Annotated in this window: 18 protein-coding genes; 6 read left to right on the top strand and 12 right to left on the bottom strand. The window is 73.7% G+C overall.

Features of this window, described 5'->3' with window-relative positions; translation table 11 throughout:
* Positions 1 to 16: 16 nt before the first annotated feature.
* Positions 17 to 517 (bottom strand): SCO4402 family protein, encoded by a 501-nt coding sequence (locus tag IE258_RS21850; protein ID WP_189746015.1) that lies wholly within the window; start codon positions 515 to 517, stop codon positions 17 to 19.
* A 116-nt stretch (positions 518 to 633) separates the two neighbouring features.
* Here IE258_RS21850 and IE258_RS21845 point away from each other — a divergent pair, with 116 nt between their 5' ends.
* The gene (locus IE258_RS21845) at positions 634 to 1,956 is read left to right on the top strand and encodes an ABC transporter substrate-binding protein (RefSeq protein ID WP_189746014.1); all 1,323 of its coding nucleotides are present in this window, start codon (positions 634 to 636) and stop codon (positions 1,954 to 1,956) included.
* 45 nt (positions 1,957 to 2,001) lie between these two features.
* On the opposite strand, the gene IE258_RS21840 is transcribed toward IE258_RS21845, so the two are convergent.
* Positions 2,002 to 3,738, bottom strand: a complete 1,737-nt coding sequence (locus IE258_RS21840) for a hypothetical protein (RefSeq protein ID WP_229892322.1) — start codon at positions 3,736 to 3,738, stop codon at positions 2,002 to 2,004.
* 201 nt (positions 3,739 to 3,939) lie between these two features.
* A complete protein-coding gene (locus IE258_RS21835) occupies positions 3,940 to 5,325 on the bottom strand; it encodes an NsdA family TPR-like regulatory protein (protein WP_159328762.1) in 1,386 nt (461 codons plus the stop codon).
* 317 nt (positions 5,326 to 5,642) lie between these two features.
* Here IE258_RS21835 and IE258_RS21830 point away from each other — a divergent pair, with 317 nt between their 5' ends.
* The 3 genes from IE258_RS21830 to IE258_RS21820 all read left to right on the top strand — a co-directional run bounded on the left by IE258_RS21830 (position 5,643) and on the right by IE258_RS21820 (position 8,878).
* Positions 5,643 to 6,296 (top strand): bifunctional DNA primase/polymerase, encoded by a 654-nt coding sequence (locus tag IE258_RS21830; protein ID WP_159328761.1) that lies wholly within the window; start codon positions 5,643 to 5,645, stop codon positions 6,294 to 6,296.
* Positions 6,297 to 6,434: 138 nt separating this feature from the next.
* Entirely contained in the window at positions 6,435 to 7,229 is a 795-nt protein-coding gene (locus tag IE258_RS21825; protein WP_189746012.1) for an ABC transporter ATP-binding protein, read from the top strand.
* On the top strand, positions 7,226 to 8,878 hold the full coding sequence (locus IE258_RS21820; protein WP_189746010.1) for a transporter: 1,653 nt from the start codon (positions 7,226 to 7,228) through the stop codon (positions 8,876 to 8,878). The genes IE258_RS21825 and IE258_RS21820 overlap by 4 nt, the downstream gene beginning before the upstream one ends.
* Before the next feature lie 468 nt (positions 8,879 to 9,346).
* Here IE258_RS21820 and IE258_RS21815 read toward each other — a convergent pair whose 3' ends face one another.
* A complete protein-coding gene (locus IE258_RS21815) occupies positions 9,347 to 10,249 on the bottom strand; it encodes an alpha/beta fold hydrolase (RefSeq protein ID WP_189746008.1) in 903 nt (300 codons plus the stop codon).
* Between the two features lie 517 nt (positions 10,250 to 10,766).
* Positions 10,767 to 11,459, bottom strand: coding sequence for an iron-dependent transcriptional repressor DtxR (locus IE258_RS21810; protein WP_159328757.1), 693 nt, complete (start codon positions 11,457 to 11,459; stop codon positions 10,767 to 10,769).
* Positions 11,460 to 11,681: 222 nt separating this feature from the next.
* Between IE258_RS21810 and IE258_RS21805 the strand changes: the two genes are divergently transcribed.
* On the top strand, positions 11,682 to 12,437 hold the full coding sequence (locus IE258_RS21805; RefSeq protein WP_127897028.1) for an SIS domain-containing protein: 756 nt from the start codon (positions 11,682 to 11,684) through the stop codon (positions 12,435 to 12,437).
* Between the two features lie 37 nt (positions 12,438 to 12,474).
* Here the strand turns inward: IE258_RS21805 and IE258_RS21800 are convergent, their stop codons facing one another.
* The 3 genes from IE258_RS21800 to IE258_RS21790 form a co-directional block, all read right to left on the bottom strand.
* Positions 12,475 to 13,938: a PAS domain-containing protein gene (locus IE258_RS21800; protein ID WP_161376766.1), complete on the bottom strand. Its 1,464-nt coding sequence runs from the start codon at positions 13,936 to 13,938 to the stop codon at positions 12,475 to 12,477.
* A 105-nt stretch (positions 13,939 to 14,043) separates the two neighbouring features.
* The gene (locus tag IE258_RS21795; RefSeq protein WP_189746006.1) at positions 14,044 to 14,916 is read right to left on the bottom strand and encodes a GNAT family N-acetyltransferase; all 873 of its coding nucleotides are present in this window, start codon (positions 14,914 to 14,916) and stop codon (positions 14,044 to 14,046) included.
* Positions 14,917 to 15,252: 336 nt separating this feature from the next.
* A complete protein-coding gene (locus tag IE258_RS21790) occupies positions 15,253 to 16,353 on the bottom strand; it encodes a citrate synthase 2 (protein WP_030399319.1) in 1,101 nt (366 codons plus the stop codon).
* A gap of 240 nt (positions 16,354 to 16,593) precedes the next feature.
* Here IE258_RS21790 and pdxH point away from each other — a divergent pair, with 240 nt between their 5' ends.
* Positions 16,594 to 17,298, top strand: coding sequence for a pyridoxamine 5'-phosphate oxidase (gene pdxH, locus IE258_RS21785; RefSeq protein ID WP_189746004.1), 705 nt, complete (start codon positions 16,594 to 16,596; stop codon positions 17,296 to 17,298).
* A gap of 18 nt (positions 17,299 to 17,316) precedes the next feature.
* Here pdxH and IE258_RS21780 read toward each other — a convergent pair whose 3' ends face one another.
* The 4 genes from IE258_RS21780 to IE258_RS21765 are packed head-to-tail and all read right to left on the bottom strand — an operon-like array spanning position 17,317 to position 20,816.
* Complete coding sequence (locus tag IE258_RS21780) at positions 17,317 to 17,877, bottom strand: hypothetical protein (protein WP_189746002.1); 561 nt, start codon at positions 17,875 to 17,877, stop codon at positions 17,317 to 17,319.
* A gap of 4 nt (positions 17,878 to 17,881) precedes the next feature.
* Positions 17,882 to 18,520, bottom strand: a complete 639-nt coding sequence (locus tag IE258_RS21775; RefSeq protein ID WP_189746000.1) for a TetR/AcrR family transcriptional regulator — start codon at positions 18,518 to 18,520, stop codon at positions 17,882 to 17,884.
* Positions 18,508 to 19,251, bottom strand: coding sequence for an enoyl-CoA hydratase family protein (locus tag IE258_RS21770; RefSeq protein WP_189745998.1), 744 nt, complete (start codon positions 19,249 to 19,251; stop codon positions 18,508 to 18,510). The genes IE258_RS21775 and IE258_RS21770 overlap by 13 nt, the downstream gene beginning before the upstream one ends.
* Positions 19,248 to 20,816, bottom strand: a complete 1,569-nt coding sequence (locus IE258_RS21765; protein ID WP_189745996.1) for a 4-coumarate--CoA ligase family protein — start codon at positions 20,814 to 20,816, stop codon at positions 19,248 to 19,250. The genes IE258_RS21770 and IE258_RS21765 overlap by 4 nt, the downstream gene beginning before the upstream one ends.
* Positions 20,817 to 20,826: the final 10 nt, after the last annotated feature.

Raw genomic sequence — 20,826 nt, 5'->3', positions numbered from 1 at the left:
ACCGCGTGCCGTCCCGTCAGGCGGACCGGGTCAGGATCTGCAGCACCTCGAGCGTGCGCGGCTCCGCCTCCGGATCCTCGCCGTCACTGGTGGCCAGCCGTACGTGCGCGTCGCGCGCCGCCCGCACCGCCTCCGGCCAGTCCGTGTGCTCCAGGTAGGCGGTCACCGGCGCGTCCGGCCCGACCTGGTGCATGATCCGCAGGACCCGCAGCACGGCGGTGTCGACCAGCGCCGCCTCCTGCGAGTCGCGGAAGACCGTGCCCACGTACTTCTCGGCCGACCAGTGATCCAGCCAGGTGTCCTCCACCAGGCGGTACACGGCGTCGGTGACGTCCCCGTAGCCGTCGACACCGGCCAGCCAGACGTCCCGCTGGAAGGCGGGGGCGGAGAGCATGTGCAGCGCGGAGCGCACCTGGCTGCGCCAGCGCCACCACGGCATGTCGTTGAGTGGCATGCCGCCCATGGTGGAGGAGCGACGGCCGCGACGGGAAGAGTTCTCCGAACCTTGCACGATCATCGATCCTACGTTCCCCCTTCCCACCGCGGTCCGGCGCCCGCAATTCACCTCCGCGTCACCACGCGTTGACCGCGGGTCACTCCGAGGTTGGCCGGGTGACGGAATCGTGCGGGTACATGACCGGCAGGCGACCCATCCGCAGCACTCTCCCCGGCGGCCTCCGCGGCCGTTCCCGGGCCACCCGCACCGGCGTCCTGTCCGCGGGCGCGCTGGTGGCGTGCGCGTCACTCGCCGTCGGCTGCGGGGTCGTCCCCGGTGCCACGGGGGGCTCCGGGGACGACGACCCGATCACCGTCATGACCTGGGCACCGCAGGACACCGGCGCGACCAACAAGCCCGGCATGCCCGCCCTCGCCCAGGCGTACGCCCGCTGGGTCAACTCCCAGGGCGGCCTCGGCGGCCGCAAGCTCAACGTGCTGACCTGCAACGACCACAACGACAGCGTGGCCGCCGCGAAATGTGCCCGCCGAGCGGTCAAGGAGAACGCGGTCGCCGTCGTGGGCTCCTACAGCCAGTACGCCGACTCCTTCTTCCCCGTCCTCGAGGGCGCCCGCATCCCGTACATCGGCGGGTACGGCCTCACCAACACGGAGTTCACCAGTCCGCTGTCGTACCCGGTCAACGGGGGCCAGCCGGCGCTGCTCGCGGGTCTCGGCAGCGCGCTCGCCGACTCCTGCGGGCCGGTGACGCTGGTCCGCCCCGACACGATCGCGGGCGACCAGCTGCCCGTGCTGCTGGACTCGGGGCTGAGCTCCGGCGGGCACGAGCGGGCCCACGACCAGCGGGCTGCGGAGGACGCCACCTCGTACGACGACCAGTCCGGGCGGGCGCTGGCGCGGGAGGGCACCGGCCAGGGCGAGGAGCCGGGGTGCGTGGTGCCCGTCCTCGGGGACCGGACCGGCACCTTCATGGACTCCTTCCGGCGCGCGAGCGAGGACCACCCCGACGTACGGACCGCGACCGTGCTCGGCAGCGTCGACCAGACGACGATCAACGCGAGCGGCGGTGCGTCGGGGCCCTACGAGGGGGCGTACGTCACCGGCTGGTACCCGTCGGTGGGCGCCCCGGCCTGGGACGGGCTGAAGAAGCTGATCAAGGAGCAGGCGTTCGGGAACAACGACGTCGACGCGGCGGACGCCGGGGTGCAGACGACCTGGATCGCGTACACCGTGCTCAAGGAGGTCGTCGAGTCGCTCGGCGACGGCGAGGTGAGCGCCGACACCGTACGGCGGGCCCTCGACGGCGGTCTGGAGGTCGGCACGGGCGGGCTCACGCCCGACCTGCGGTGGACGTTCGCCGACAAGCTGGCCTCGGTGGGCTTCCCGCGCCTGGTCAACGCCGACGTCACCCTCCAGGTCGTCCGGGAGGGCCGCCTGGTCTCGGCCCGCCAGGGCGCGGTGGACACCACCCGCACCCTGCAGAACGCGGACGTGGCTTAGGGCCTGTCCTGCCGCCGGGAGGGCCGGCCCTCCCGGGGCGCCGGCTCAGAGCTGGGTCGGCTGGCGTTCGGTCAGGCCGTACTTCTTGGCGATGGCGTTCCAGAGCTTGGCCGCCTTGGCCTTCTCCTTGCTGGCCGTGCCGCTCTCCCGGTTGGCCGCCGAGGGCTGGGTGGCGGCCCTGCCCTTCTTGCAGCCCTTCTTGCCGGCCGTCCGGTCGGCCCAGGCCGCGTAGTGGTTGTCGGCCGAGGCGGACGCCTGCCACGCCTTGTTGAGCGCGGTGGTCAGCTCCGTGTGCTGGGGCAGTTCGTCCACGGACAGCTTGGCGAGGCTGTCGACCAGCCCGCTGCGCTGCTTGGCGGCCTCGCGCAGGTCCTTGGCCGCCTGGGACAGGTTGTCGCAGGTCTTCACGTCGCCCACGGCGTTGATCACCGTGGTGCGGCCGGTGCCGCTGTCGGCGAGCAGCTTGTCCAGCTCGACGGCCTGCTGCCGGGCCGGGTCGACGGACGGCGAGGCCGGGGCGGACGCGGACTCGGAGGCGGGGGCCGTGGCGGACACCGTCTGGTTGCCGCCCTTGTCCTCGTCCTCTCCGCCGCCGGCCATCATCGCGCCGGCACCGACCCCGACGACGACGATGCCCACGCCGACGGCCGCGAGGAGCGGCACCCGGGAACCGGATCGCCCGCCGCGGCCGCCGTCGTCGTTCCCGCGCCGCCTGCCGCCGCCACCGCCGCCGCCCGGGCCCTGCGGGGCGTACACGGACTGGCCGGACGGGTACGGCGCCTGCGGCGCGTCGAATTGGGGCATCTGCTGGGTGGCCGAGGCCGGGCCGTCGGCACCCGGCGCGCCGCGGAAGAGGTTGTCGAACTCGGCGGGCGGCTGACGCCCCTCGTCGGTGCCGGGCCCGGCACCGAACGGGGCGCCGGCGGGGCCGCCGGGCACGGGCGCGATGTACTGCGTGGCCTCGGCGTCGGGGTTTGACGCGGGCGCGGGTGCGGGTGCGGCGGGCGGGGGCTGGTGCCCGGCCACGGGCTGCGCCGCGTAGTGCGGTGCCTGGCCGAGATACTGCGTCGACTCGGCGGCGTACGGCTGCGCGGGTCTCTCCGGAGGCAGCGCACCCGGCCCGGCGGGCGGAACCGGCGGCAGGTACTGGGTGGCGCCCTCGTCGGCGGGCGGTCCGGCCGGCGGTATGTGCGGTATGTACTGGGTCGCGCCCTCGTCGGCGGGCGGCAGCGGCGCAACACCCCCGCCGTGCTGCTGATGCTGCGGGGGCTGCTGGTGGTGCTGGTGGTGCTGGTGGTGCTGGTGGTGCTGGTGGTGCTGGGGCTGCTGCTGTCCGTACGACGACTGCGCGCCGTAGGACTGGTCGCCCGCCGGTGTCCCGTACGACGGCGGCTGCGCGCCCTCCGGCGGCAGCGGGCCGGGGCCGGCCTGCGGCGGCAGGGCGCCGGGGGCCGGTGCCGGGGCGCCCTGCGCGGGCGGCCATGCCTGCGTCGACGGCGGCGCGGACTGCTGCGGGGTCTCCGGAGCGCCCCACGGCTCGGCACCGGGCGGGGTGGGCCAGCCCTGGCCGGAGGACGGGCTCTGCTGCTGGTCGGGGCCCCAGGGCCGGTCCCATGCCTGGCCGCCGGGCGGCGCCGAGGCGGGCGCCGGGCCACCGGCCTGCGGGCCGACGGGAGCGCCGGCCAGACCCGGCAGCAGGGGCTCGCCACCGTCCGAGGGCAGCACGATGCCTTCGCGCGCTTGCCGCGGCGAGGGCTCCTCGCCCTGTCCACTCTGCGTCACCGGGACTCCTACGAATGGGGGACCTTCGGAATCGTCGGCTCACGCTACCGGGTCCCCCGAGCCCACTGCCACGCCGCCCGGGGCGACACCTCCTTCCCTGTGACAGCAGTAACAAAACCAGGCCGCGGTGCGCTGTTGATGTCCCTTTCCGCTCACCGCGGCGGAGTTTCACGCGTGTTCACTCATCCGCGCCCCGTCCGTTCACGCGGCGGCCTGCAGGTCGAGCCGGGCGCCGAACTCCCTGACCACGGCTTCCTCCCGGTACGGCTCGAGCCGGGCCTGGAAGTCGTCCAGGTACTCGGCGCCGCGGTTCGAGCGCAGCGTCTCCAGCAGTTCCACCGCCTTCGTCGCCGTGTTGCATGCCTGTTCGACCTCCCGCTGCTGCACCTGCGCCGTGGCCAACAGCACATGGCCGATGGCCCGCCTGCGCGCCCGTGACGCGGGGTGGCCGTCCAGGGACTGCCGGGCGTAGCGGGCGGCCGCGTCCGCCTGGCCCAGGTCGCGGTGGCAGTGCGCCAACTCGTCGGCGAGGTAGGCATCGTCGAAGTGCGCGATCCACACCGGGTCGTCGCCGGAGGCCGGATCGGCCGACTCCATCGCGCCGACCGCCCGCCCGGCCGCCTCGTGGGCCGCCCGTACGTCGCCGAGGAGCGCGTGGCCGCGGGCCTCGGCCGCGTGGAACATCGACTCCGCGCGCGGCGTCACCCGCCCGCGTGCGCCCTCCTGCGCCGCCCGCGCCAACTGGGCGATCTCACGCGGGTTCCCGAGCTGCGCGGCGAGGTGGCTCATGGAGGCGGCCAGGACGTACCCGCCGTAGCCGCGGTCCCCGGCCGCCTGCGCGAGCCGCAGCGACTGGATGTAGTACCGCTGGGCGAGGCCCGGTTGGCCGGTGTCGACGGCCATGTATCCGGCCAGTTCGGTCAGGCGCGCGACCGTGGCGAACAGGTCCCGGCCGACCGCCTCCCGGTAGGAGCCGGCCAGCAGTCCCGAGACGACGCTGTTCAGGTAGTGCACGAGGACGGGGCGCACGTGCCCGCTGCCGTACTGGTGGTCCAGGTCCACCAGGGCCTGCGTCATCGCCCGCACGGCCGCCACGTCGGACTGGCCCACCCGCGGCCCCGCCGAACGCGACACCTGCGGGTCGGGGGCGGAAATCAGCCAGTCCCGGCTGGGCTCGACGAGTGCCGAGGCGGCGACGGAGGACCCGGACAGGAAGTCCCGGCGTCCCACGTCGCTGCGCCACAGCTCGCAGACCTGCTCGATGGCCCCCAGTACCGTCGGCGAGAACTGGAGGCCGACGCCGGACGCGAGGTTCTTGCCGTTGGCCATACCGATCTCGTCGATCGTGACCGTGCGGCCGAGCTTGCGTCCGAGCGCCTCGGCGATGATCGCCGGGGCCCGGCCCCGCGGTTGCTGGCCGCGCAGCCAGCGGGCCACGGAGGTCTTGTCGTACCGCAGGTCGAGACCGTGCTCGACCCCGCACACGTTGACCCGGCGGGCGAGGCCCGCGTTCGAGCAGCCCGCTTCCTGAATGAGCGCCTGCAGTCGTTCGTTCGGCTGCCGCGCGACGAGAGGCCTTGCGGCCATGGCGTAACCCCCATGCGGTCTCATGCGGTCTCGATGCTGTCCCGGCGGATCGTTGGACGAGACGCAACGGATCCGGCCGTGAAGATCAATGCCCAGTCGATGTGCCGACAATGCGAGACTTGCGAAGCTTGCGATGCTTACGAGGATTGCCGGGGTAACGGCCGGTGCCGGCCCCAGTGCTGGCTACCCAGCTCCCGCAGTGAATCCTCCTGCGCGCCCCCACGTATGCACCCATGCGCCCCGAATGCGGTGCCGACGCACCTCCCCGGCGCGCACGACGCCCGTAACCCCCGGTGGGCGCGGGAGTTGAGACCCACGTGGAAGAGACCATCCCCGGCACCGAAGCCGCCCAGATCCCGCAGCAGCGCGGCAACTCGCTGCTGGAGACCGCCGTTCGCTACGCCGAGGAGCGTCACTGGGACGTGTTTCCCGGCACCTGGCTGGTGCCCGCCGACGGGGCGCAGCGCTGCTCCTGCGGCGACCCGGCGTGCGCCGCCCCGGGCGCGCACCCGGCGCGCGAGGACTGGGCGGCGCAGGCGACGGGCAGCGCGACCGGCGCCCGGCGGATGTGGCAGAAGCAGCAGACGGCGTCGATCCTGCTGCCCACGGGGCGGACGTTCGACGCGATCGACGTGCCCGAGACCGCCGGATTCCTGGCCTTGGCGCGGATGCAGCGGATGGAGCTGACACTGGGGCCGGTGACGCTGGCGCCGGACCGGCGGATGCGGTTCTTCGTTCTTCCGGGTGCGGGGGCGAAGGTGCCGGACCTCGTGCGGCGGTTGGGGTGGGCGCCCCGGGCCCTGGACCTGGGTGTGCTCGGGGAGGGCTCGTACGTGGCGGCGCCCCCGACGCGGTTCGGGTCGTGGGGTGCGGTGCAGTGGGCCTGCCGGCCGACCGCTGCGAATCGGTGGTTGCCGGATGTGGAGGAGTTGATCTCGCCGTTGGCGTATGCGTGCGGGCGGGATCGTTAGGGGGCGCCTTTTCATCTGCCGGGTTGCTGTCTTCTTGGCGGCTGCGGACCGGTCGTGGTTGCTCGCGCTCACGCGGCGGAGCCGCATATCGACACAGACCCGCGCCCCTTTCAGGGGCGTTGATCCCCCGTAGGGTTCATGGTGACGGAGGGAGATGTGGTGAGTGCTAGCGCCGTGCGGGTTCGGGGGCTCTGGAAGCGGTTCGGGCAGCAGGTGGCCGTGGGTGGGATCGATCTGGAGCTGCCGGCCGGGAAGTTCATCGGGCTCGTCGGGCCCAACGGGGCCGGGAAGACCACCACGCTCTCCATGGTGACCGGGCTGCTGCGGCCGGACCAGGGGTCGGTCGAGGTCGTCGGCCACGACGTGTGGCGCGATCCGGTCGAGGTGAAGGCCAGGATCGGGGTGCTGCCCGAGGGGCTGCGGCTGTTCGAGCGGCTGTCGGGGCGGGAACTGCTCGGCTACACCGGACGGTTGCGCGGGCTGCCCGGCGAGGAGGTCGACAAGCGGGCCACCCAGCTCCTTGACGTACTCGACCTGGCGGGGGCCCAGCACAAGCTGGTCGTCGACTACTCGACCGGCATGCGGAAGAAGATCGGTCTCGCCGCCGCGCTGCTGCACAACCCGGAAGTGCTCTTCCTGGACGAGCCGTTCGAGGGTGTCGACCCGGTCTCCGCGCAGACCATCCGGGGCGTCCTGGAGCGCTACACCGCCTCCGGCGCCACCGTCGTCTTCTCCTCGCACGTCATGGAGCTGGTGGAGTCGCTGTGCGACTGGGTGGCCGTCATGGCGGCGGGACGCATCCGGGCCACCGGGACGCTCGCCGAGGTGCGCGGCGAGGCGGCCTCGTTGCAGGAGGCGTTCCTCGAACTCGTCGGTGCGGGGGTCCGGGACGCCGGGTCGGACCTGGACTGGCTGGGCGGCGGCTCCCGATGAGCGCGCCGACCACACCGGCCGCACCGGTCCCGTCCGGCTCATCGGGCCCGCCGGTCCCGTCCGGCGCGTCCATCACGCCCGTCTTCGTCCGGCTGAAGCTGTCGCTCCTGCGCAACGGGCTGCGGCAGTCCGGCGGGCGGCGGGCCGCCTACCTCGCCTCCCTCGTCGTCGTGCTGCTCTTCGCCGCGCTCCAGCTGATCGGCCTGATCGCCCTGCGCGGGTACGCGCACGTGGACTCGCTGGTCGTCCTGCTCGCCGCGGTGCTCGCCCTGGGCTGGGCGGTGATGCCGCTGTTCTTCCCCGGCGGCGACGAGACGCTCGACCCGACCCGGCTGGTGATGCTGCCGCTGCGGCCGGGTCCCCTGGTGCGGGCCCTGCTGACGTCCTCACTGGTGGGCATCGGGCCGCTGTTCACGCTGTGCATGTTCGCCGGTTCCGTGGTCGCGGTCGCGCACGGCGGGGCGGCGTACGCCGTCGGGGTCGTCGGCGCGGTGCTCGCCCTGCTGGTGTGCGTGACCCTGGCGCGGGCCATCGCCGCCGCCAACGTACGGCTGCTGACCAGCCGCAAGGGGCGCGATCTCGCGGTGCTGAGCGGGCTGGTCGTCGCGGTCGGCGCGCAGCTCGTCAACTTCGGTGCACAGCGGCTGGGATCGTCGGGGCTGGGCGAGCTGGACCCGGTGGCCGACGTGGTGCGCTGGGTGCCGCCGGCGTCGGCGGTCGGCGCGATGGACGCGGCGAGCGACGGGTCGTACGGCGTCGCGCTGGCCCAGCTGGCGCTGACGGCCGCGGCGCTGGGGCTGCTGCTGCGGGTGTGGGCCCGCCACCTGACGCGGCTGATGACGACGCCCGACGGCTCCACGCTCCAGAACGACACCGAGGCGGTGCGCGAGCGCGGCCCGGCCGGAGCCGCCCGGTGGCTGCCCGCCGGACGTACGGGCACCACCATGGAGCGCACCCTGCGCTATGTGTGGCGCGACCCGAAGACCAAGGCGGCGTGGGTGACGTCGCTGGCCATCGGTCTGATCGTGCCGGTGTTCAACGCCTGGCAGGGCACCGGCTCGGTCTACTTCGCCTGCTTCGCCGCCGGGATGCTCGGCATCCAGATGTACAACCAGTTCGGGCAGGACACGTCCGCGTTCTGGATGGTCGCGATGACGATCTCCTCGACCCGGGACGCCTACGTCGAACTGCGGGCCCGTGCGCTGGCGCTGCTGCTGATCACGCTGCCGTACGCCACTCTCGTCACGGTGCTGACCACCGCGATGCTCGACGACTGGCGGAAGCTGCCCGAGGCGCTCGGTCTGTCCTTCGCGCTGCTCGGGGCGATGCTGGCGACCGGCGCGTGGACGTCGGCCCGTTTCCCGTACTCCATCCCGCAGGAGGGGTACAAGAACGTCGCGCCCGGACAGGTCGGGCTGGCCTGGGTCTCCATCTTCGGCGGCATGATCGGCGCGGCCCTGCTGTGCGCGCCCGTCATCGCGCTGACGATCTGGCTGAACGTGAGCGCGGGCGCCGCGGACCTGGGCTGGGTGCTGCTGCCGGTCGGCGCGGTGTACGGCGCGGCACTGACGCTGCTGGGCCTGCGGCTGGCCGCGCCACGCACGGCGGACCGGCTGCCGGAGATCCTCACAGCGGTCAGCAAGGGCTGACGAACCGGCCACCCGGGGCCGACGGCACACGGTCGACGGGCGGGCACCGTCGGCGGTCGCAGCCCCATCGGCGGCCGCAGCACCATCGGCGGTTACGGCACCGTCGGCGGTCACGCCCCGCGGCGGACGGCGGGCGCCCCACGGGCCCGGACGGCAGGTGGCGGACGGGCGGGCGAGCGAGCGGTCGCGCAGGCGGCGGGCGGCCATGCGGGCCGGACCGGTCAAGCGGCCCGAGCCGTCACGCGGACCGGACCGGTCAGACACCCCCGCCGTCACGCGGACCGGATCCGGTCAGGCGGCCCGAGCCGTCACGCGGACCGGACCGGTCAGACACCCCCGCCGTCACGCGGACCGGATCCGGTCAGGCGGCCCGAGCCGTCACGCGGGCCGGATCCGGTCAGGCGGCCCGAGGCCGTCACGCGAGCCTGGCCAGTGAAGCACCCCGAGCCGTCATGCGGGCCGGGCCGGTCAGGCGTCCGCGAGGGTGTTCAGGAAGGGTTCGATGGCCGTCCGCCATGCCTCCGGCTGGTCGTAGTGGACCAGGTGGCCGGCGTCGGCGACCTCCGCGTACTGGCCGTTCGGCAGGACGCGGACCATTTCCTGGGCCTCGGCGCGGCCCAGCTCGCCGTCGAGGCCGCGCACCACCAGGGTGGGGCAGCGCACCTGGGCCAGCTCCTCCCAGTGGGCGTCGTAGACCCAGGTCTCGCGGGAGCGCAGCATCTGCTCCGGCTCGAAGACCGGCCGCCAGCCGTCCGGGGACTCGGCCATCACCTCGGCGTAGAACTCGCCGCGGGCCCGGTTCGGGCGCTCCACCCAGGGGTCGTCCTCGCCGAACCACTTGCGGACGTCGGCGAGCGTGGCGAAGGGGACCGGCCAGGCGCGGAACCATTCGGTCCAGGTGTGCTGGGAGGCGGTGCCGAGGGCGGAGGCCCGCATGTCGCAGATGATCAGACCGCGGACCAGGTCGGGGCGTTTGGCGGCGAGCTGCCAGCCCGTCAGGGCGCCCATGGCGTGACCGATGAGGACGGCCGGGCCGAGGCCGAGCTGCTCCAGGGCGGCCTCGGCGTCCTCGACGTAGGCGTCCCTGGTGTAGGCGGCCTGCGGGGGTTTGTCGCTGCGGCCGTGACCGCGCTGGTCGAGGGCGACGGCCCGGTGCCGGGCGGAGAGCCAGCGGGCCGTGGGGGCCCAGTGCGAGGCGCGGCCCATCAGGCCGTGCAATAAGAGCACGCCGGGCAGGTCTGTGCCGCCGGACGAGGAGGAGGCCGGGGACCGGGCCGGGTCGTGCGCCCGGTCGGTCTTGGGAGGGTCGCCGAACTCCCAGGCCGCGAGGCGTACGCCGCCCGCGCCGGTCACGTCGATGCGCCGCGCCATTGATCCTGGCACCCCCAAGCTCCGCTCGGACCCGCCCGCCCGCTCTCGCGAGCCGGGGCCGGTCCTGTGAACCGTGTCCTGCCTGCCGCCGTGCAGGGTACCGATTTTATCGAATACCCATTCGAAAGAGCCGTCCCGCCGAGCAACACCCCTCCTTCGAGTGACACCGCTCAGGGATTGATCGCCGCCACCCAGGGGAGATCTTCAACGGGAGGCGGACCGCTCGGGGAAAACGGTCCGAGGGGATTGACCTTGAGAGCTCGGGGCTCCAGGTCAGCACAGGGGAGGACAGGCCCCGGCGCCACACGGCGCCGGGGCCCTCTCCGTCTCTCCGGCACGCCCTCCCCCTCCCCGGCCCGGGTGACATCGCTGTCAGCCACGCCAAGAGACCCTCACGTCCTATGCCTCACGCCACAGCCTTGCACGCGAAGCGTCCGGCCGCTGTGATTCGGCCCAGTGGGACCGAATCAACGGGACCGCGTCGACGGGACCCGCGCGCCGGGCCCCGGGGGCGCGGTCAGCGCTTGGCGACGAACACGTGGGAGGCGGTGTCCGACTCCAGCTCGGCGGCCTCGCCACCGCTGCCCACCAGCACGCCGCCCGCCGACTCGGTCACGCTCACCACCGAGCCGGGCTGCACCCCGGCCCGGCGCAGGGTGTACATCAGCTGCGCGTCCGTCTGGATCGGCTCGCCGATACGGCGCACGACGACCGTCTTGCCCTCGAGCCCCGGGTCGAGGTCGGCGAGGGACACCATGCCCTCGTCCAGGAACGGGTCGGCCCCGTCCGTCTCGCCCAGCTCCTCCAGGCCCGGGATCGGGTTCCCGTACGGCGACTCGGTCGGGTGCCGCAGCAGCTCCAGCACCCGGCGCTCGACCGCCTCGCTCATCACGTGCTCCCAGCGACACGCCTCCGCGTGCACCTGCTCCCACTCCAGGCCGATCACGTCGACGAGCAGGCACTCCGCGAGCCGGTGCTTGCGCATCACGCGCGTCGCCAGCCGCCTGCCCTCCTCGGTCAGCTCCAGATGCCGGTCCGCCGCCACGGACACCAGCCCGTCGCGCTCCATCCGCGCCACCGTCTGGCTGACCGTGGGACCGCTCTGGTCGAGCCGCTCGGCGATCCGGGCGCGCATCGGGACCACACCTTCCTCCTCCAGCTCCAGGATGGTGCGGAGGTACATCTCCGTGGTGTCGATCAGTCCGGACATACGTGCCCCTCGATGAGATTGCCGGAGGCTGCAGGCCCACCGGCGTGTGCGCTGGCCCTGCACCAATTCTGACGCATACCACCGACAACCGTGCCTCGCCGCGTGAAGTGCGGCCCGACGGGGCCCGTCCAGGCCCTCCCCGCCGGGTTGACGCCGTATTGACACCGCGCTGGTCCAGACCGCACCGTGATCCGCGACGCAGCCACATCGAAGGGGTCCCGCATGAGCGATCACAAGCCGGCCGGCCAGTTCCTCGACGCGGCGATCGACCTCCTGCGACGCGTCCGGGACGAGGAGGCGGACAGCATCGAGGCGGCCGGCACGCTGCTCGCCGACACCGTGCGCGGCGGCGGCCGGCTCTTCGCCTTCGGCGCCGGGCACTCCTCCCTCGCCGCCCAGGACGTGGTGTACCGCGCCGGCGGACTCGCCCTGATGAACCTGCTCGCCGTGCCCGGCGTCGTCGGCGTCGACGTGATGCCGGCCACGCTCGGCTCCGCTCTGGAACGCGTCGACGGGCTCGCGAGCGCCGTGCTGGACTCCTCCCCGCTGCGTGCGGGCGACGCCCTGGTGATCATCTCGCTCTCCGGGCGCAACGCCCTGCCCGTGGAGATGGCCCTGAACGCCCGCGCCCTCGGCGTCCGGGTCATCGGCGTGACCTCGGTGGCCTACGCCTCCGAGACGACGTCGCGGCACGTCTCCGGCACCTTCCTCAAGGACCACTGCGACATCGTGCTGGACTCCAAGATCGCCGTCGGGGACGCGGAACTCACCCTGGACACCGTCCCGGCGCCCTTCGCGCCCGCCTCCACGGTCGTCACCAGCGCCCTCATGCAGGCCATGACGGCCACCGCGGCCGCCGTACTCGCCGACCACGGCATCGAGCCCCCGCTGCTGCGCTCGGGCAACGTGGACGGCGGCCACGAATGGAACGGCCGGGTACTGGAGCAGTACCGGGACCGCATCTTCTACCGCCGCTGAGCCCACCAGCCCACCCCGGTCGCCGCACTCGCCGCGGCTACGGCCGCTCCACCGCGCCGGCCAGGTCCAGCGCGGTCGCGATCCGGACCGCCACGTCCTCGGCGTACATCGCGTCCGGCCGCTCGAAGGCGCTGCGTCCCGCGCCCCGCAGGAACGTGACGACGCCGAGCGTCCGGCCACGGCTGCGCAGCACCGCGCACAGCCCGTGCACCGTGTCCTCCGGCCACTGGCGGGCCGTGGCCCAGCGGCGCACCTGCTCGGCCGGCACCGAGCGCGCCCCGGCGCTGGCCCGCACCGAGCCCGCCCGCTCCACGCACTGCACGGCGGGGTGCCCCTCGCCGTAGCGCACGGGCAGCCCGGAGGTCCCGGACGGCACGCTGGGTCCCGGCGCGCCGGACGGGGTGGCCGCGACCCGCACCAGACGCACCGGCTCCGCCTCGTCGGTGTCCGAGGCGGCCCCGCCCACCACCCGGTCGATCAGGGCGTGGTCGGCGAACCCGGCCAGCGCGAAGTCCAGGTGGACGGTCGCGGCCTCCGCCGGGTCCTCGCACTCGGCCGCGGCACGCGCCGCCCGGTGCAGCTGGTTGGCCCGGAAGCGCAGCAGCGCCGCCTCCTGCTCGCCCTGCTTCGCCTCCGTGACGTCCTGGAAGAGCCAGCCGACGCCCAGTGGCACCGGCTCCTCCGCGAGCGGCGAGGCCAGCCGCACGAACCCGCTGCGCCAGCACCGGCGGCGCTCGCCCTCCGGCGTGCGCAGGCTCACCCACACCTCGGCAGGTCCGGGCGGCGCACCCTCGGCCAGGACGTGCGTCAGCGCGTTCTCCAGCTCCTCGACGCCCTGGGCGAGCAGGTCACCGAGCGGCCGCCCCAGGACGGACGTGCGCCCGGCCCCGAGCGCCCGTGCCGCGTGCGCGTTGACGACGGCGGGCCGCAGGTCCGCGTCCACCAGGACGACGCCCCAGCTCGCGTCCTCCAGCAGGGCCTCGCTCAGCGCGATGGACCGCTCCAGGTCGATCTGCGCGTGCACCTCGCTGAACGCGCAGTACACCCCGGCGGGCCTGCCGTCGGGACCGCGCACCGACGCGGACTGGGTGCGCACCAGCACGCGGCCGCCGTCCTTGGTCAGCAGCGCGAACTCGTGCACCTGGCGGCCCGGCGCCCCCATGGCGGACAGCAGCCGGTCCTCCACCTCCCCGGCGTCCGCGCTGCGCACGGCCCACCCGGCGAAGCCCTGCCGTCCCACGGCCTCGGCCGCGCTCCAGCCCAGGATCCGCTCCGCCTCGCGGTTCCAATGGGTGACGACCCCGTCCGCGTCGAAGGCGCACAGGGCCGCGTCCATGCCGTCGAGGAGCGCGGCCAACAGGTCCGCGCCGTCCCGCTCGGGCTGCTCCGGCTCGTCCGGCCCCAGCTCGTCGGTGGTCCCACTACGCCGCGAAGCACTCACCTGGACCCCCTGCAGGCTGCGTCCGCCGTACCGTACGTCGGTTCGCTCACTGGCCTTCATTCAACTCGAACGTGATGCAGCACACACCGAGTTCCCGCAAGTTCGCGGAAATCGTTGTACTGCGGAAACTCGGCATAAGCCCCCGTCATGACGGGGGCACGAGGGTCAGCCCGCAGTGGCGGCGAGCCTCAGGTCGACCCACTCGTCGCGCTCGCCGTCGAGCACGTACCGCTCCTTCTCCACGAACCCACGCGCCCCGGCGAACCGCAACCCGTCGGCGTTGGCCGCCAGCACCACGGTCTCCACCGCCCCGGCGTCCAGTACGCGCGCGTGCGCCAGCCCCTCCTCGTAGAGCGCCGTGCCGATCCCGCGCCCCCGGTACGCCGGCAGCACCCGGGCGATCACGGTCGCCACCCGCTCCTCGCCCGCGGGCGGCCGCACGGTGGAGCAGCCGACGAGCACGTCCCCGAGGTAGGCGTTGACCAGGCGGTTGCGTCCGGCGCGTGCCCGGGCCTCGTCGAGGGTCATGGCGGCCGGCGGCACGATCACGTTGTGCACGTGCCGCCACTCCTCCACCATGGCGTCCCCGTCCACCGGTTCGAACCGCAGCGCCGAGCCCGGACCGGCCACGACCGTGCCGCGCCGTGCGTCCACCTCGATCTCGATGCGCATCCGCTCGTCCGCGAGCCCGCACACCATCATCGTCGCGGCCGGCCGCACCCGCTCGAACGCCCGCCGCAGCACGGGCCAGCACGGCTCGAAGTCCTCCCGCGCGGGCAGCAGGTAGCGCACCCGCACCACGTCGGCGAAGGTGCACCCCGCCTCGGCCAGCGCGGCGCCGATGTTCCGCAGGCACTGCTCGGCCTGCTCCACCACGTCCCCGGAGATCGTCATCGACGCGTAGTCGAACCCGGTCGTCCCCGACACGTGCACCCGGTCCCCGTCGACGACGGCCCGGGCGTACCCGATCCGCTCCTCGAAGGCCGACCCACTGACCACCGTCCGCCTGACCGGCGGCTCCCCCAGTCGTTTCGTCATGGGCGAAACCGTAGGTGACCAGCGAAGACGCGTCCATGGAAGATCGACGACGAATCCATCCGGAAATTCGATTGATCGGCGGCCGACCGGTTCTTAGGGTGGGCCGTACACAGAAGGGAGGTGGTTCGGCAAATGTATGACATCCGGACGCGTGAGGTGGCTGCGGGCTAGCGGCCCGGCACCACACGGAGTGCGGCGCCGGACCAGCGCGTGAAAGACGCGTGCAGCCGGCCCAATCCCAAGCAGTCACCCGACCCGCGAGTCGCCGGTACGTCCGGCCGGCTCCTCCCCGGAGGAACCAGACTCGCGGGTCGCCTGCGTTCGGGGAGCGGGACCTCAGCCCGCGATGTCGGCGTAGCCCTCGATCTCGCGCGGGTCTCGGGTGCCCGGACCCACATAGCGGGCCGACGGGCGGACCAGGCGGCCGGTGCGCTTCTGTTCCAGGATGTGGGCGGACCAGCCGGCGGTGCGGGCGCAGGTGAACATCGAGGTGAACATGGGCGCCGGGACCTCGGCGAAGTCCAGCATGATGGCGGCCCAGAACTCGACGTTGGTGGCCAGCACCCGGTCGGGGCGGCGGGCGTGCAGCTCGGCGAGGGCGGCCTTCTCCAGGGCCTCGGCGACCTCGTAGCGCGGGGCGCCCAGTTCGCGGGCGGTGCGGCGCAGGACGCGGGCGCGCGGGTCCTCGGCGCGGTAGACGCGGTGGCCGAAGCCCATGAGGCGTTCGCCCGCGTCGAGGGTCTTCTTGACGTATGCCTCGGCGTCGCCGGTGCGCTCGATCTCCTCGATCATGTGCAGGACGCGCGAGGGGGCGCCGCCGTGCAGCGGGCCCGACATGGCGCCCACGGCCCCGGAGAGTGCGGCGGCGACGTCCGCGCCGGTGGAGGCGATGACGCGGGCGGTGAAGGTCGAGGCGTTCATGCCGTGCTCGGCGGCGGAGGTCCAGTAGGCGTCGACGGCGGCGACGTGCTTGGGGTCGGGTTCGCCGCGCCAGCGGATCATGAAGCGTTCGACGACGGACTGGGCCTTGTCGATCTCGCGCTGCGGGACCATGGGCAGGCTCTGGCCGCGCGCGGACTGGGCGACGTAGGACAGGGCCATGACGGCGGCGCGGGCCAGGTCGTCGCGGGCCTGGGCGGCGTCGATGTCCAGGAGCGGTTTGAGGCCCCAGGCGGGGGCGAGCATGGCGAGGGCGGACTGGACGTCGACCCTGATGTCGCCGGAGTGCACGGGGATGGGGAACGGCTCGGCGGGCGGCAGGCCGGGGTTGAAGGCCCCGTCGACGAGCAAGCCCCAGACGTTGCCGAAGGAGACGTGCCCGACCAGGTCCTCGATGTCGACGCCGCGGTAGCGCAGGGCGCCGCCCTCCTTGTCGGGTTCGGCGATCTCCGTCTCGAACGCGACGACTCCCTCTAGCCCGGGTACGAAGTCGGACATCAGGCGGCTCCTCGTGATCAGTGGTGTACGGCGACCTGGGCGGAGACGGTGCGGCGCCTCCATGGATCCACGGTCGTGCATCGACTCGCGGTCCCGGCGGTCACCCCTGTGATGCCCCGTACGGCCGTCGGTCATCCGGCCGGAGCGGGACCAAGAACCATATCCCCGGGTGCCAGGTTTGGGGAGTGGGTGCGGCACTGGGTGCCACCCCTGGCCGGGTGGCGGAGCGGATGCGGCAGGATGGGCGGCGTGACCGATCGCGAAGCCGATTCCGCCGTCCCCGCCGCCGACCCGGTGCCCTTCGATCTCGCCTCGATGCGCAAGCAGTACCGGGCCGAGGGACTGTCCGAGACCGGACTGGCCGCGACACCCGTCGAGCAGTTCGCGCGCTGGTTCAAGCAGGCCGCGACCGACGGCGGGCTGTTCGAGCCGAACGCCATGGTGGTCTCCACGGCGGACGCCGAGGGGCGGCCCAGCTCCCGCACGGTGCTGCTGAAGCACTTCGACGAGCAGGGGTTCGTCTTCTACACCAACTACGACTCCCGCAAGGCGCGCGAGCTGGACGCGAACCCGTACGTCTCGCTGCTGTTCCCCTGGCATCCGATGGCCCGGCAGGTCGTGGTCACGGGCGTCGCCCGCCGCACCGGGCGGGACGAGACCGCCGCGTACTTCCGGACCCGGCCGCACGGCTCCCAGCTGGGCGCCTGGGCCAGCGCGCAGTCCACGGTGGTGGCCGGGCGGCGGGCCCTGGACGCGGCGTACGCCGAGCTGGCGGCGCGTTACCCGGAGGGCGAGCAGGTGCCGGTGCCGCCGCACTGGGGCGGGTTCCGGGTGGTGCCGGAGGCGGTGGAGTTCTGGCAGGGCCGCGAGAACCGGCTGCACGACCGGCTGCGGTACGTGGCGGAGGGCGGCGGGAGCTGGCGGGTGGAGCGGCTGAGTCCGTGACGGGTGCGGGCGCCGCGGCTACAGCTTGCCCCACAGGTAGGCCGTGCGGTGGCCGTCGAGGAGGGCGGTCAGCCGGGCCCGGAAGTCGTCGCTGAGTTCGGGCCAGTTCCAGAACTCGAAGCCGAGGTGACCGAGAGCAAGCGGCGCCTCGTCCCACGTCCAGTCCTGGACGGGGACCTCCGCGGCACAGGCCGGGCAGACCACCGCGGCCGCACCCGTGTCGTGCCAGGTCTGCATCGCGGTGCTGAAGGTTGGCCAGGCGGCCGCGTCGTCGAGGGCGACTGACGCCGCACACCGGGGGCACAGGGCCGCGCCCGGCATGTCGGCGCCGCTGGTGAACCCGGTGCGCCGGGTGTGGACGGCGAGGCCGTCCGAGGGCGGGAAGTCCCAGTCGTCGGTCACCGCCCGCTCCCAGTGCGGGCCGGGCGGGTGTCCCAGGGCCTGGCCGGGGACGCAAGGGGTGCGCTCGCCGAGAACGATGCCCTCGGCCACGAGCCACTCCCGCACACGCCGGGCGAGCGGCTCGGAATCGCCGTCGTCCGCGTCGAGGTCGACGATCACCTGGAACCGGTCCCCCACGGTGTCAGTCCACCTCCCCCTCCAGCGCCGCGTCCAGCAGCCGCGCCCACTGCTGCACCACTCGTTCCCGCCGTGCCCCGTCGTCGGTGAGGAGGTTGGCCAGGCCCAGGCCGCGGGCCATGTCGAGGAGGCCCTGGACGGTTTCGCGGGCGCCGGGGCGGGTCTCGTCGGCGCCGAGGAGGTCGACGGCGATGCGGTGGCTCTCCCGGCCGACGCGGGCCTCCAGCTCGGTGACCCGGCCGCGCAGCTGCTCCTCGTTGGAGGCAGCCACCCACAGGTGCAGGGCGGCACGGAAGAGCGGGCCGGTGTAGAGGTCGACGAGGGCGGCGACCACCGCACGCCGGTCGTCGGCGGCGGCGCCCTCGGGGAACAGGGCGCGCAGCGCCACGGAGCGTTCCTCGGCGACGTACTCCACCGCCGCCGTGAAGAGGTCCTCGCGGGTCGGGAAGTGGTGCTGGGCGGCGCCGCGGGAGACCCCGGCGTGTTCGGCGACGACGGAGACCGTGGACCCGGCCCAGCCGCGTTCGGCGAGGCAGGCCACGGCGGCTTCCAGGAGCCGCTGCCGGGTGGCCCGGCTGCGGTCCTGCTTGGGGACGCGCTCCGCACGCTCGGCCGCGCCCACGGCGCCGCTCACACCACCCATTCCGGATCCCGTCGTTCGAGGAAGGCCGTCATCCCCTCGCGGGCCTGCGGGGAGGCGAACAGCCGGGCCGAGAGCGCGGTCAGGTCGGCCGCGTCCCGGTCGAATGCCTCCAGCACCCTAGCCGTGAGCAGCCGTTTCGTCTCGGCCAGAGCCTGCGGTGCGGCACGGCGCACACCGTCGAGGACGGGCTCCAGTACGGCGTCCACGTCGTCGCCGGCCGCGGTGACCAGGCCGGTCCTGGCGGCCTCTGCGGCGTCGAAGCGCTCGCCGGTGAGGTAGTAGCGGGCGAGCGCGCGGGGGTCGGCGCGGGGCAGCAGGGTCAGGGAGATGACGGCGGGTGCCACGCCGATGCGGACCTCGGTGAAGGCGAAGGTCGACTCGGTGGACGCCGCGGCGATGTCGCAGGCGGCGACCAGGCCGAGGCCGCCGGCGCGAACGTGCCCGGCGACGCGGGCGATCACCGGTTTCGGCAGCTCGGCGATCATCCGGAGCAGGCCGACCAGGGCGTCGGGCTCGGGCGGGTCGCGCAGGTCGGCACCGGCGCTGAAGGTGTTGCCGGTGTGGGTGAGGACGACCGCGCGGACGCCGGGGTCCCGGCCCGCGTCGGTGAGGGCGTCGGCCAGGTCGCCGACGAGAGCGGCGGACAGGGCGTTGCGGTTGTGCGGGGAGTCGAGGGTGAGGGTCTCGACGCCCCGCGCGCGCGTGCGCCCGACACGGGCGACCGGCGTCATCGCCGCTCCCTCAGCTCGCGGCGGAGGATCTTGCCGGACGCGGCGCGCGGGACGGCGTCGACGAAGGTGACCTTGCGGACGCGTTTGTAGGGGGCGACGCGTTCGGCGACGTACATCATGATCTCGCCCTCCGCGAGGTCGGGTGCGGCCGGCTGGCGTACGACGAAGGCGTGCGGTACTTCGTTGCCGTCGTCGTTGTACTCGCCGATGACGGCCGTGTCGGCGACGCCGGGGTGGGTGAGCAGGAGTGCCTCGAGTTCGGCGGGGGCCACCTGGAAGCCCTTGTACTTGATCAGTTCCTTGACCCGGTCGACGACGAACAGCCAGCCGTCGTCGTCCACGTGGCCGACGTCTCCGGTGTGCAGCCAGCCGTCGCCGTCGATCATGGCGGCGGTGGCGTCGGGTCGGCCCAGGTAGCCCTTCATGACCTGAGGGCCCCGGATGAGGATCTCCCCGGACTCGTCGGCGGGCAGGTCCTTGCCGGGGTCGGTCAGGGAGACGATGCGCATCTCGGTGCCGGCGATGAGCCTGCCGACGGTGCCGGGCGGCGCGTCGGCCATGGCGTCGAGGGGGACGACGTGGGTCCCCGGGGACAGTTCCGTCATGCCGTAGGCCTGGCCGACGGGGGGCAGGCCGAGCCGCCGGGAGCAGGCGGCGGCGAGGCGCGCGTCCAGCGGGGCGGCGGCGCTGACGACGTACTTCAGCGAGGAGAGGTCGTAGTCGGCGACCAGGGGGTGCTTGGCGAGGGCCAGCACGATCGGCGGGGCGACGTACAGGCTGGTGATGCGGTGGTTCTGGATGGCGGCGAGGAACTGCTCCAGGTCGAAGCGGGGCAGGACGACGACGGTGGCGCCGAGCCTGAGCGGGGCATTCATCAGCGCGGTCAGGCCGTAGATGTGGAAGAACGGCAGTACGGCGAGGACGCGGTCGCCGGGCGCGGCCGGCATGAGGGGTTCGAGCTGGGCGAGGTTGGTGGCGATCTGCCGGTGGGTGAGCATGACGCCCTTGGGGGTGCCGGTGGTGCCGGAGGAGTACGGCAGGGCGGCGACGTCCTCGGCCGGGTCGATCGCGACGGACGGTTCGGGCGCGGTCGAGGCCAGCATGTCGACGAGTGAGCGGTGACCGGGCGCGCTGTCGCAGACCAGGATCTCCTGGACTCCGCCCGCGAGTTCGGCGGCCCGGCGGGCGGTGGACAGCAGCGGCGAGACGGTGACGATCCAGCGGGCCGCGCTGTCCTTCAGCTGCTTGGCGAACTCCTCGGCGGTGGCGAGCGGGTGCACGGTGGTGACGGAGGCGCCCGCGCGGGTGGCGGCGTAGAAGGCCAGCGGGAAGGCGACGGTGTTGGGGCTGTGCAGGGCGAGGACGTCGCCCTTGCGCACGCCGGTCTCGGCGAGGGCGGCGGCGACGCGCCGGTGGAACCGGTCCACCTGCTCGTAGGTGAGGGTGGTGCCGTCGGTGCCGTCGATCAGCGCCGGGGTGCTCCCGAAGGCGGCGGCCCCGCCGAGCACGGCGTCGTGGATGGGCAGGTCGACGGGCGGGACGTCTGCGTACTCGCTGCGGAACACGGTTCCTCCA

The sequence above is a fragment of the Streptomyces tendae genome, assembly GCF_014650435.1.
GTDB lineage: Bacteria > Actinomycetota > Actinomycetes > Streptomycetales > Streptomycetaceae > Streptomyces > Streptomyces tendae.
Note: the sequence above shows the minus strand (reverse complement) of the source record. Positions and strands in the feature narration are given on the sequence as shown.